The organism is Amycolatopsis sp. NPDC051045 (assembly GCF_040682955.1).
Lineage (GTDB): Bacteria > Actinomycetota > Actinomycetes > Mycobacteriales > Pseudonocardiaceae > Amycolatopsis.
This window is the reverse complement of sequence record NZ_JBFBCC010000015.1, coordinates 256,755-269,387: the sequence shown is the minus strand read 5'-3', so window position 1 is coordinate 269,387 and position 12,633 is coordinate 256,755. Positions and strand designations below refer to the sequence as shown.

Below are 12,633 nucleotides of genomic sequence, written 5' to 3'. Positions count from 1 at the left end.
GTCGTCCGGGATCCCTTCACGCGCAACGAGTTCCAGCAGCGCTTTGCGCTCGGCGGCCCAGCCGCGTCGGGGGCGGCTGGGCGGCCCGCCCGCTCAGCCCGCCGCGGTCGCGTAGTCCGAACCCACCCAGGTTTCGTCGATCCGCAGCCGCTTGTAGCGCGAACTGTCGCTCGATGCCGCGTACGTGCTCGTCGCCCGGAGCCGTACGTACCGGGCCGTCACCGCGGACAGGTCGACGAACTGGACGCCGCGGTGGCTCGGCAACGTCCCGGATTTCACCGCACTGCCCCAGTTCTTTCCGTCGCTCGACACGAACACCTGGTACGCCTTGATGCGCGCGGACTGCTCGGAGTCCGACCGGGCGTAGCTGACCGAGTCCTCCCGCTGGTTGAGCGCGAGGTACTGCACCTTCTTCGCCGCCCCGAGGTCGTAGTCGAGGTCGACCGGCAACGTCTTGTTGTTGTCGAAGTAGGTGAGGTAGCTGCCGTCGCTCGCGGACTGTCCACTGTGGCCACTGGCCGAGGCGCTCGCCTTGAGCGTCACGGTCTTCGGGTCGTAGGTTCCGGTGCGGCCCGCCGTCCCGACCTTGAACACCGTGTCGTAGGTGTCCCAGCCGGACAGTCCGGTCAGCGTCAGGCTGCCGCCGCCCTGACCGAAGGCGATCGCCGCGCCGGTGCGGAGGTTCGTGACCCGGCGGACGCGGTAGCCGTTGTCGCGGATCTTCAGCGTCGACGTCGACGGCTTGGTCAGGACGTGCACGTACTGCGTTTCTCCCTTGATGGTGATGACGCCGTGCGCGCCGTCGTTCCAGAAGCCCGGCTGCATGCCGCCGTACAGGTACCCGGCGCCTTCGGTGCCGCCGAGGGACTCCCGGATCGCGTCCAGGTAGGTCTTCGCGAAGTTGTTGAACGCCTCCTGGTTCGACGGGAACTTCCCGTTCACCATCGCCGTCTCGGCCATCAGCGACTTGATCGACGAGCCCGAGTTCGTGATGAACCGGCCGATGTTGAGCATCTTGTTCACCGCCGAGTTCGACCCGCCGTACCACCACGCGCCGGTGTCGGGCAGCTTGAAGCACGCCTCGGTGAGCCGGGGCATCGCCGTGTACGTCGCCTGCGGGTAGTCGTACGACGGCGTCATGCCGGTCTTCTGCTCGTTGCTGATCGTGTCCATGATCGGCGTGTCTTCGTTGTTGTTGCTCAGCAGGTAGTCCGGGCGCTGCTGGTAAATCTGCTCGTAGAGGTCGTGCGACTCCCAGTACGCGTTGTCGTTGTCGATCCAGAAGCCGCCGAGGCCGGGGTAGTTCTTCATGACCTCGAAGAAGTTGTCGTAGCCGAACTGGCCGAAACCGTCCTGGCTGTCGAGGTTCACGGTCTTGCCCTTGTACTTCGAGTAGCCGGCGGAGTCGAGCCACTCGTGCCCGCCCTCGTCGTGCCACTGGGCGTCGTTGGTCATGTAGAGGATGACCTTGAGGCCCCGGGCTTTCGCCGCCGCGATCAGCTCGCCGAGGAAGTCCCGCTTGGTGGTGCAGCTGCCCGGAATCTTCGACGGCCAGGCCCGCGAGTAGCCGAGGCGGCTGTGGAAGGAGGCGAGCACGAGGTACGACGCGTGCAGCTTCTCGGCTTCGGTGACCCAGTAGGCGGGATTCCACCCGCCGTCGGTGATCGCCTTCTCCCAAGCGCTGCAACTGGTGTAGCCGGGTGATGTGCGCATGCCCCAGTGCAGGAACAGTCCCGCTTGGCTGTCGCGCAGCCACTGCTGGGAGGGTTTCTGCAGATCGGCCGAAGCCGGCGCGGCGATGAGCCCGGACACCGCCAGCATCGCCGCGCACGCGACGAGCGCCCGGCGGAGGAACCTGTCTGCCATGACGACCTCCAGTGGTCTGGTCCACCCGGTGGTGTACTCCTGCCGCGGAGACACGGTCAAGGCTTAGATCCGACCTTTCCGTCGAGTTTCGCTGGCCGGTACAGGAAACTTGCCGCCATTCGGGTTAAATATCTGATATATGACTTAAGAGATCCGATCTCTCTTGACTCGCCTTCCGGGAGGCGAGTAGATGTTCTCCCCGAGAGCGCTTTCGCTCTCCAGACCATCGCTCCGGCGACACGGGCAGCACGCCGCGCCCCCCAGAGCTGGTCGGGATGCCGACGGACGGCGGATCGGCATCCCGGCCACCCTTTCACCGCGTCGCGGGGCCAGTGCACGAAAGGGACGACGCATGTCCGAACATCCCCTTCGCCCGACCCGGCGTGCGGTCCTGGCCGGCACCCTCGGCGCCGTGGGCGCCCTCGCCGCGGCGGGCCCCCTCGCACGTGCGGCGGACCAGCTCCCCCCGATCGGCGGCGCGGCGCCGCCGCCGGACTGGTCCCGGGCCGTGATCGACTCGACGATGAAGCGCTACACGCCGGACAAGATCGGCGGCTGGGGCTACACCCTGGGGCTGTACCTCTACGGCCAGTACCTCTTCTACAAGCGCACCGGCGAGAAGAAGTACCTCGACTACATCATCGCGTGGTACGACCGTTTCATCACCGACAGCGGCATCTCGAACAGCTTCACCAACCTCGATTCGATGCGCTCGTGCCAGATGCTGCCGCTGCTGTACGCGGAAACCGGCCGCAAGAAGTACAAAACGGCGGCCGACCAGCTGCGCAAGCGGTTCCCGTCCTACCCCCGGACGTCCGACGGCGGCATGTTCCACGCCACGAGCAAGGTCGGCCAGCTGTGGGGCGACGGCGTCTACATGGCCCAGCCGTTCCTGGCCCTCTACGGCGCGGCCTTCGACGACGCCGCGTACTGCTTCGAAGAAGCGGCGAAGAACATCGTCGTGTACTTCAGCCACCTGCGCGAACCGGCGAAGGGCTTGCTGTACCACGCCTACGACGAGGACGGCTCCGAGTCGTGGGCCTCCGGCTCCGGGCACCACTCGAAGTACCACTGGGCGCGGGCGATCGGCTGGTTCGGCATGGCGACCATCGACATCCTCGAGGTGCTGCCGGCCGGCCACCCGCGGCGGGCCGCGCTGATCGACGTCGTCCGGTTCCTGGCCGCCGGTTACCAGCGGTACCAGGACGCGTCGACCGGCCGGTGGTACCAGGTGGTCGACCGCGGCGGTGACCCGAAGAACTGGTTGGAGACGTCGGCGTCGTCGATGTACACGTTCACGATGGCCCGCGGCGTCGAGCACGGCTACCTGCCGGCGTCCTACCAGGCGGTGGCGGATCGCGGTTATGCCGGTGTGCTGAAGAAGGTGTCGCTGGGTTCCGACGGCCTGACGAACATCACGGACATCGGCGAAGGCACCAACGTCGGCGACCTGGCCTACTACTACGGCCGAGCCCGCAAGACCAACGACTTCCACGGCCTCGGCGCGTTCCTGATCATGAACGAGCAGTACACGCACTGACCCCTGTCACGCCGCAGAAGGGGCCCCGGCCGACCGGCCGGGGCCCCTTCGTCACGTGCGGAAAACCGGATCTCGCGTGATTGAGCACGGAACTCGCTTCAATCACACGAGATACGGGAACGTCAGCAGGTTGAGGTGGAACCGGTGGTGGTGATGCGGAGGGCGGAGCCCGACGTTGTGGCCGAGTCCTTGACGCAGTAGCCCGTCACCGACTGGAAGCCGACGTCGAACGGGCTCTTCGTGCCCTTCTCCGCCGTGAAGTGGTCGAAGGTGATGTCCGAGCTGTTGTTGACGATGCTCGCCGGGCGGCCGTCGTCCTTGGCGAACTCCACCGAGCTGTTCACGAAGCGGATGCCCGCCGCGTAGTGCAGGTACCAGCCGTACGACGGGCGGGTGCCGATGCTCTTCGGGTTGTAGTCCGTCGCGGTGTTGCTCGGCACGCCCGTGCCCATGGTGCCGTTGCCGCCGGGCACCGACAGCTTCACCCCGGTGAACGTGACGTCGGAGACCCGGTGGCCGCTGTCCGCGCCCCAGATCGTGGGGCTGAAGTTGCTGCCGGTGTGCGTGCCGGTGACGTTGTCGAACGTGATCCCGCTGATCGAACCGACGCCGGGGTCGTTCCCGCACCGCTTCCGCGTGCCGATCTTCATCATGATCGGCGAATACGTCCCGGACATCGTGATGTCGCGGTAGTGGACGTCGGAAATCTTCGCGCCGTCCATCGACACGATGCCGATGCCCGATTTGTGCGCGCCGGTGATCGTGATGCCCGAGAACCGGTAGCCGGTGAAGTCGCCGCAGGTCTCGGAACCGAACATCAGCGCGTTGCAGCAGACCGCCGACAGTTTCGCGCCCGTCACGGTCACGTTCCCGTTCGGCAGTTTCGCGCCGAGCGCGTAGTCGCTCTTGAACACCAGGGCGTCGTCGTTGGCCGCGATGTTCACTCCGGTGATCGTGACGTTGGTCGTGCTGATGATGTTCCAGCCGTCGCGGTCGCTCGCCGTGTCGATGGTCAGGTGGTCCGAAACGACGTTCTTGCAGCCGTTGATCAGCGCCGCGAAGTGCCCGCCGCGGCGCAGTTTGACGCCGGACAGCGTCAGCCCGTCACACCGGGTGAGGGACAGGATCTTGTCGGCCTCGCCGGAGTCCGGGTTGCCGGTGATGAGGTTGCCGCCGCCGTCGATCGTGCCGGCGCCGGTGAAGCCGATGTTCGTCAGCTTGTCGCCGTAGAACATCGCGTTGTGGAAGTGGCTGTGCCCGTAGTCCTGGTAGTCGTCCCACTGGTTCGGCTCGGGTTTGTCGTAGGTGTCCGCACTCGACCCGGTGATCGTCGCGCCCGCGTCGAGCTGGATCGTCACGTTGCTCTTGAGGTGGACGGTGTTCGCCGACTTGTAGGTGCCGGAAGCGAACCGGACGGTGCCGCCACCCGCCGCGTTGGCCGCGGTGATCGCCTTGTCGATGGCGGCGGACTCGTTGGCCGACCCGTTTCCCTTGGCGCCGTAGTCCCGCACGTCGTAAACGCCGCCGGGCGCGGCGGTGGAAATCCCGGCCCCGGCCACCACCAGCCCGGCCACCGCCAAGCTGATCAGCAAAGATCTTTTCACTGCACGACCGCCTTGTCATGGAATCGGAAATTCGGCATGACGGCGGAACACCCAGATTACGAGCGTCGCGAAGGGAGTGTCAAGATCGCCGGGCTCGGGGTACCCGCGCCACCCCCAGTAGGGCGCGGGTACCCCGGCGTCCTTTCGGGATTCCGGCAGTCTGCCTTCGCCCGGCCCGCGACCACCATGCGTTTTCCTGGTCCGGGCCAGGAAAAACGGCATGATCGGCGCCGGTCACGGAAACCCTACTCCGGACGACAGCAGCGTGAACGCCCGTTCGGCCGCCGCGACGGCCTCCGGAAGACGCTGCCGCGCCGGAACGCCGGCCGAGACCGCGGCCATGTTCGCCGTGGCCAGCGTCCGCCGGACCGCGGCGATCTGCGCCGCGGCCAAGCTCGCGTCCGGTGCGGGAACACCGGCCTCGGCGAGCGCGGCGGCCAGCGCCGCCTCCCCGGCGCCGAGGAACTCCGCCAGCCGCGCGACCAGCGCCGGCGTGCCGGTGACCAGCTGGAACACCGCGACGACCGCGGGGAGATCGCACAGCCCGGTCACCGGCTCCCGCTGCTCGAGACCCCGCACGAACGCCTCCCGCAACGCGGCCAGGGGACCCTGGTCCGGCCGGCGGGCGCGGACGACGTCCGCCGCGTCGGTCTCGTGGTCGGCGAACCGGTGCAGCACGAGGTCTTCCTTGGTCGGGAAGTAGGCGAAGAGCGTCCGCTTGGACACCTCGGCCACCCGCGCCACCTCGGCGACCCCGACGGCGTCGAACCCGCGCTCCAGGAAGAGCTCGATCGCCGCCGTCGAGATCGCCGCCCGCGTGCGGAGCTTCTTGCGCTCCCGCAGGCCCGGTTCATCGGTCACGTCACGCAGCGTAGCTTCAGACCTGCTGGAGGCCCGGCTTGCCCGCCTGCACCACGTAGCTGCGGTCGTTCTTGATCACCACCGACGCCGGGTCGTAGACGCTGGTGTCGGACGTCGTCATGAAGTCCGCCCGCATTTGCGACGGCGTGGTCGTGACGCGGACGTAGCCGCGCTCGCCCTTGCAGTACTTGACGTGCGGGTTGTTCGCGTTCCAGGCCGCATCGGGCGGCGAGGCGTTGTCGCTGTTGCTCGTGACCGACGTCGTGACCAGCTCGGAGCCGATGACCGGGGAGCTGTGGTTGAAGTAGTCCAGCCGCAGGTCGGCGGCCCAGTGCCGGTGGACGTCGCCGGTCAGCACCACCGGGTTGGCGACCTTGCGGTCGACCCAGCCCTGCTGGATCCGGTTGCGGGAGACTTCGTAGCCCTGCCAGGAGTCGTTGCTCTCGCAGGTGGCCTTGTTGCCGTCGGCGTCCCGCGTGGCGAAGAAGACCTGCTGGCCGAGGAAGTCCCACGTCGCCGGGTGCGACTCGAACTGCTTGAGCAGCCAGGCTTCCTCCGTGGCGCCGAGGATGGTGCGCGAGGTGCTGCGCATGTCGGCGCAGGCCGGGCCGGCGTCGCCGGCGGGGTCGGGCACCTGGGCACTGCGGTACTGGCGCGTGTCGAGCATGTGGAACCGGGCCAGGTTGCCCCACATCAGCTGCCGGTACAGCTGGATCGACGCGCCGTTGGGCTTGGCCGTCGACCGGATCGGGGTGTTCTCGTAGAAGGCCTGGAAGCCGGCGGCCTTGCGTGCGGCCGGGGCCGGCGAAGTGGTGCCGTTCCAGTTGTTCATGACCTCGTGGTCGTCGAACACCACGATCCAGGGCGCGATCGCGTGCGCGGCCTGCAGGTCGGCGTCGGTCTTGTGCTGGGCGTGGCGGGCGCGGTACTGCGCGAGCGTGGTGACGTCCTCGGTGAAGGCCAGGCTGCGCGGGTTGCGGTCCTGCGCGGCGCGGCCCGACTTCTTCTCGTAGATGTAGTCGCCGAGGAACAGCACCAGGTCCGGGTCATCGGCCACGATGCCCTTGTACGCGTGGTAGTAGCCCTCCTCCCAGTGCTGGCAGGAGCTGAAGCAGTACTTGAGCTGGTTGACCGCGGCACCGGCGGCGGGCGCGGTGCGCGTCCGGCCGACCGGCGAGATGTAGCCGGAGCTCTTGAACCGGTAGAAGTACTCGCGGGCCGGCTGCAGCCCGGTCGGTTCGATGTGGACGCTGTGGCCGGACGCGCTGACGGCGCTCACCGAGCCGCGCTGCACGACCGAGCTGAACGCCTCGTCGTTCGCGATCTCCCAGTCGACCGCGTAGGTGGCGTCCGGCATGCCGCCGAAGCCGTCCGGGTTGAGCGGCGAGGGGGCGAGTCTCGTCCACAGCACCACGCTGTCGGGAAGCGGATCGCCGGAGGCGATGCCGAGCTGGAAAGGATCGCGGATGGGGGGAGCGGCGGCCGTGGTGCGGGCGTTCGCCCACGACGGCAGCGCCGCCGAAGCCGCGGTGGCGGTGACCGCGGCGAGCCCGCCGAGCAGCACCTTGCGCCGGTTTACCTGACCCATGGGAAAGCCCTTTCTCGTGGTGGACGCGGTCAGGCCGCGTAGTCGGTGATGCCGTCGCTGCAGGACTTCAGGTCCGGCTTGGCGGTCGTGTAGTTGGCGACGCACACCTTGTAGAAGACCCAGGTGCCGTGCGGGACCGAGACGGCCTTGTCGACCTTCGTGCCCTCGCCGCCGGAGTTCCAGACGTAGAACGGCCCGGCGCCGCCCTTGAGCCAGTAGGCGACCACGGCGGAGTAGCCGTCGGAATTCATGTCGTAGACCAGGAAGTGGGAGTCGGACGCGCGGTACTGCGCTTCGCCCGCGCAGGCGTCGGCGCACTGGCCGCTGCCCGAGCCGACGCCGCAGTCCGGCGCGATTCGCGTGTCGGAGTTGGTGAAGACGTAGGTGTCCGAGATGTACCCGCCGAGCGCGGGCACGTAGTCCCAGAGCGTGCTCGTGCCGTAGGTCCCGGTCACCGACGTGCCGTTGATCTGACAGTCGATGGTCACCGCCGCGCCGTTGGCGACGGTCTTGACGGCTGTGGCGCTCGCGGTGGGCGCCCGGCGGACGTTGAGCGGGTCACCCGCGGTCTTGACGGTGCCGGTCGCCGCGGCCGACGCCTCGAGCGCGCCGCCGACCACGAGTGTGCCGACGGCGGCCAGGATCACCCCTAAGCCGGCGATACGCCGGAGGTTCAAACGCTTCATGGCGGCAGCGTGGCGCCCCGCTGTACACATCTCGTACAAAGCCGCACGTGTGCGCACAGACACTACGAATGGATCTATCCGCTGCGCCCGGCGGAGCCCTAGCATCCGGTTATGGGGGAACTCATCGGGCAGGTTGAGACCACCTCGCTTTCCATCCGCGTCCTCGGGCCGCTGGAGGTCACCGCCGCCGGGCGGGTGATCGCCCTCGGCGGGCCGAAGCCCCGGCTGCTGCTGGCCGCGCTGGCCCTGCAGCCGAACGTCGTCGTGTCGACCGACGTGCTGGTGGAAGTGCTGTGGCCACAGGCGGCGCCGCGGTCGGCCGCGGCGAACATCCGCACGTACGTCCATTCGCTGCGAAGGCGGTTCGCCGAGATCGACCCCGGTCTCGGCGAGCGGATCAGCAGCCGGGCCTCCGGCTATCTCCTGACGGCGTCGCCGGACGAACTGGACCACCTCGCCTTCGCCGCTTTGGCCGGTGAAGCGCAGGAAGCGCTCGACGGCGGTGAGGCCGAGAGCGCGCTCAAACTCCTCGACCGGGCCGACGCGCTGTGGCGCGGCGAAGTCCTCGAAGGCCTCCCCCACGACCACAGCTGGGGCGCGACCGTCGCCCGCCTCGCCGAACTGCGGCTTTCCGTGCAGGAACAGCGCCTGCGGGCGCGGATCGGCCTCGGCCGCTGCGGCGAGGCCGTCGCCGAGCTGCGCGGGCTGGTCACCGAGCACCCGCTGCGCGAAGAACTCTGGGCGCAGCTGATCGTCGCGCTGCGCGCCGCGGGCCGGACCGGGGAAGCGATCGAGGCGTTCGAGTCGGCCGAGCGCGTCCTGCGCGAGGAGCTCGACGCCGAGCCGGGCGCCCGGCTGCGCGAGCTGCGCGCGACGTGCGTGCCGGACAACGTCCTCGCCCCGCGCCCCGCCGACGTCGCCCCGGTCTGCCAGCTGCCCCTGGACCTGCCGGACTTCACCGGCCGCGACGCGCTGATCCACGACGTCGTCGCCCTGCTGCAGGAGCGCGCGGACTCCGGCACACCCGCCGTGGTCGTGCTGTCGGGCGCGCCCGGCGTCGGCAAGTCGGCGGTCGCCGTCCGGGTCGCGCACGCGGTCCGCGACGAGTTCCCGGACGGTCAGCTGCACGTCGACCTGGCCGGCACGTCGTCGTCGCCGCGACCGCCGATGAGCGTGCTCGCCGAACTGCTGCGCACGCTGGGCATCCCCGACGCCGGCCTGCCGCGCGAGCTGGCCGAGCGGTCGGCGCTGCTGCGGTCGCGGCTGGCCGGACGGCGGATGTGCGTGGTGCTCGACGACGCCGGCAGCGAGGCCCAGGTGCGGCCGTTGCTGCCCGGTGCCGGGGCCTGCGCGGTGCTGATCACCAGCCGGATCCGGCTGCCGGGACTCGGCGGCGCGAAGCCGGTGGACGTCGACCTGCTGCCCGAGGCCGAGGCCGCGCGGCTGCTGGAGGGCATCGTCGGCACCGAGCGGGTGGCCGCCGAGCCGGAGAGCGCCGCGGCGATCCTGAGCCGGTGCGGGCACCTGCCCCTGGCGATCCGGGTGGCCGGCGCGAAGCTCACGCACCGGCCGGGCTGGACGCTGCGGCTGCTGGCCGACCGGCTGGGCGACGAGCACCGCCGGCTCGACGAGCTGCGCGTCGGCGACCTCGCCGTCCGCGCGAGCGTGACCCTGTCCTACGACCTGCTGCCGATGTCGGCGGCCACCGCCTTCCGCGGGCTGGGGCTGCTCGGGCCGGTCCAGTTCCCGGCGTGGGCGGTCGCGGCCGTGCTGGGCCGCCGCGACGCCGACGACGTGCTCGACGTGCTGGTCGACGGTCACCTCGTCGAGCTCGTCGGCTCCGATTCGGCCGGGCAGCCGCGCTACCGCCTCCACGACCTCCTGCGCGTGTACGCGGTGGAGCTCGCCGAGCGCAGTGACGCGGCGAAGACCCGGGCCGGCCTGCGGCGAGTGCTGGAGGGCTATCTGGGGCTCGCGCTCGAGGCGGCGCGCCGGATGCCGCTGCACTTCTTCGGCATGTACTGCGACGACGAGCTGCCGCGCCCGGCGGTGCCCGAAGGCGTGCTGCCCGACGACCCGGCCGCGTGGTTCGCCGCCGAGCGGCACACCACCGTCGCGGCGGTTTCGCTGGCCGCCCAGCAGGGTTTCGACGACCTGTCCTGGCAGCTGGCTTCGGCGCTGACGCCGTACTTCGACCTGCGCGGCCCGCAGGACGACTGGCACAGCACCCACCTCGTCGCCCTCGCGGCGGCCCGCCGGACCGGCTCGGTGCGGGCCGAGGCGATCGTCCAGCGCAACCTCGGGCAGTACCTGCTCTACCAGGACGAGTACGCCGAGGCGCGGGTGGCGTTCGAGGAGTCGAGGAAGCTGTTCGAGACCGTCGGTGACGCCCAGGGGGTCGGCGTCGCGCTGACCGGGCTCTCGACGATCCTCCGCATCGAGGGCGAGGACGACCTCGCCCTCGACCACTGCCACGAGGCGCTGAAGCTGTTCGCGGAAGCCGACGACCCGAACGGCGAGGCGGTGGCGCGGCTCGGTGCCGGTGCGGTGTGGATGTCGCGCGGCTGTTACGCGGCGGCGAAGCGCTGGATCACCGACGCGCTGGAGCTGTCGGCGTCGATCGGCGACCGCCACCGCGAGGCGCACGCGCTCAAGCGGCTGGGTCTGCTGTTCCAGCACCAGGGCCACCTGGCCGCGGCCCGCGAGCACGTCGACCGGGCGATCGCGATCTTCACCGACCTGGGCGACGACCACTGCGTCGGCTACGCGAACCAGAACCTCGGCGAGCTGTGCCTGCACAGCGGCGACTTCGCGCACGCGCAGCTGCTGCTGGTGAACTCGCTGGCGGTGCACCGCCGCAACGGCGACCGCCGGTCGGAGGCGGAGGTGTCGCAGCTGCTGGGCGAACTGCACCGGGCCCTTTCGCAACCGGAGCGGTCCCGCGACTACTCGGAGCGCGCGCTGGCGATCTGGCACGAGCTGTCGGCGCCGTCGAAGGAACCGCCGGCCGTCGTGGCGCGACGACCGCACATCGCGTCGGCCTGACGCACAATCTGCTTGTACGGATCATGTACGCCGTCCCGTCAGTCTTTCGCCACGTTCAAGTGAACGAGTGCGAGAGGAGAACCGGGGATGATCCGGAACATGAAGGCCGGCCGCGTGACCGCGGCGGTTTTGGCCGCCGGGGCGGTGACGGCGCTGGCCGGAGCCCCCGCCCAGGCCGCGACGGCGCCGTCCGCCAACACCGGCTGGACCGCCGATTTGTCCACTGTGGACGCCGATGACGTCAACGTCACCGGCGCCGGTGGAACGCTGACGCTGACCGACGCCGCGTGGCACAGAACCGCTCAGGTGTTCTCCGGCAGCGAGGGCAACCTCATCACCGCCGAGCACCAGCTGGGCTCCGCGGCGAACCGCGTCAGCGCGGAACTGACCGCCGATACCCCCAAGGGCACTTCGGTCGACGTCGACGTCCGCGGCCGGACCGGCGTGAACGACTGGACCGAGTGGACGCCCGCGGGCACCGCGCTGAAGAGCACCGTCAAGTCGGTGCAGGTGCGGATCAGCTTGCGCAGCGCCACCGACGGCGTGCGGCCCTCGGTCAAGAGCGTCGCGCTCAGCGCCGACAGCGCCCCGCAGGTCAACGCCCTGACCGCCGGGACCGAACTGACCTACCGGGTCTACGGCACCCGGGAAGGCCTGATCGGCGGGCGGACCGCCAACGGCCACATCATCACCAGCCGCGACCACTTCGTCGCGCTGCCGTCCGGCAAGGCGACCGCCCCCAAGGGCACCGGCGACTACTCCGTCCGCGTCTGCCGCACCGACGGCAGCAAGTGCGAGTACGCGCCGGTGTGGGACGTCGGCCCGTGGAACGAGCAGGACGACTACTGGAACCCGTCGTCGGTGCGGACCAAGTTCAAGGACCTGCCGCAGGGCCAGCCCGAGGCGTATGCCGCGTACACCAACGGCTACAACGGCGGCAAGAGCGGCCTCGGCTACAAGGTGCAGAACCCGGCCGGCATCGACCTCGCCGACGGCGTCTTCTGGGACGGGCTCGGCATGTCCGACAACGGCAACGTGAACGTCACCTACCTGTGGACCGGCTCCGGCCCGACCGGTGTCGTCAGCACGGCCGGCGACCCGATGAACGTCCGGGCGAGCGCGAGCACCACGGCCGCCGTCAAGGGCCTCGCGGCGAACTACGCCAAGGTGAACATCGAGTGCTACGTCGAGGGTGACACCGTCACCGGCAAGTTCGGCACCAGCAACATCTGGGACCGGATCGGCCCCGGGCACTACGTGTCGGACACCTACCTGCAGACGGGTTCCGACCAGCCGGTCGCCCCGCACTGCTGAGAATCGTCGCGTGGTTGACTGCCCTCACCCCCGCGATAACAGCGAAGGCCCGGTGTCCCCCGCCGGGCCTTCGCCCATTTCCGGACCATTCCGCTCACCGGCACACAATTCACAAGCATGAACAGATGT

Annotated in this window: 8 protein-coding genes; 3 read left to right on the top strand and 5 right to left on the bottom strand. The window is 69.6% G+C overall.

Translation table 11 applies throughout. The features are described 5' to 3' along the window. Positions 1-93: 93 nt before the first annotated feature. Positions 94-1,866 (bottom strand): alpha-L-fucosidase, encoded by a 1,773-nt coding sequence (locus AB0M80_RS31460; protein ID WP_364572166.1) that lies wholly within the window; start codon positions 1,864-1,866, stop codon positions 94-96. A 352-nt stretch (positions 1,867-2,218) separates the two neighbouring features. Between AB0M80_RS31460 and AB0M80_RS31455 the strand changes: the two genes are divergently transcribed. Beyond that, the gene (locus tag AB0M80_RS31455; RefSeq protein WP_364572164.1) at positions 2,219-3,406 is read left to right on the top strand and encodes a glycoside hydrolase family 88 protein; all 1,188 of its coding nucleotides are present in this window, start codon (positions 2,219-2,221) and stop codon (positions 3,404-3,406) included. A 122-nt stretch (positions 3,407-3,528) separates the two neighbouring features. On the opposite strand, the gene AB0M80_RS31450 is transcribed toward AB0M80_RS31455, so the two are convergent. The 4 genes from AB0M80_RS31450 to AB0M80_RS31435 all read right to left on the bottom strand — a co-directional run bounded on the left by AB0M80_RS31450 (position 3,529) and on the right by AB0M80_RS31435 (position 8,145). Beyond that, a complete protein-coding gene (locus tag AB0M80_RS31450) occupies positions 3,529-5,010 on the bottom strand; it encodes a glycosyl hydrolase family 28 protein (protein WP_364572162.1) in 1,482 nt (493 codons plus the stop codon). Positions 5,011-5,244: 234 nt separating this feature from the next. After that, positions 5,245-5,871, bottom strand: coding sequence for a TetR family transcriptional regulator (locus AB0M80_RS31445; protein ID WP_364572160.1), 627 nt, complete (start codon positions 5,869-5,871; stop codon positions 5,245-5,247). 16 nt (positions 5,872-5,887) lie between these two features. Further along, positions 5,888-7,459, bottom strand: coding sequence for an alkaline phosphatase D family protein (locus tag AB0M80_RS31440; RefSeq protein ID WP_364572158.1), 1,572 nt, complete (start codon positions 7,457-7,459; stop codon positions 5,888-5,890). Between the two features lie 29 nt (positions 7,460-7,488). Then, complete coding sequence (locus tag AB0M80_RS31435; protein WP_364572156.1) at positions 7,489-8,145, bottom strand: hypothetical protein; 657 nt, start codon at positions 8,143-8,145, stop codon at positions 7,489-7,491. A 111-nt stretch (positions 8,146-8,256) separates the two neighbouring features. Between AB0M80_RS31435 and AB0M80_RS31430 the strand changes: the two genes are divergently transcribed. Both AB0M80_RS31430 and AB0M80_RS31425 read left to right on the top strand, forming a co-directional pair. Further along, positions 8,257-11,190, top strand: coding sequence for a BTAD domain-containing putative transcriptional regulator (locus tag AB0M80_RS31430; RefSeq protein WP_364572154.1), 2,934 nt, complete (start codon positions 8,257-8,259; stop codon positions 11,188-11,190). A gap of 87 nt (positions 11,191-11,277) precedes the next feature. Beyond that, positions 11,278-12,504 (top strand): hypothetical protein, encoded by a 1,227-nt coding sequence (locus AB0M80_RS31425; RefSeq protein WP_364572152.1) that lies wholly within the window; start codon positions 11,278-11,280, stop codon positions 12,502-12,504. Positions 12,505-12,633: the final 129 nt, after the last annotated feature.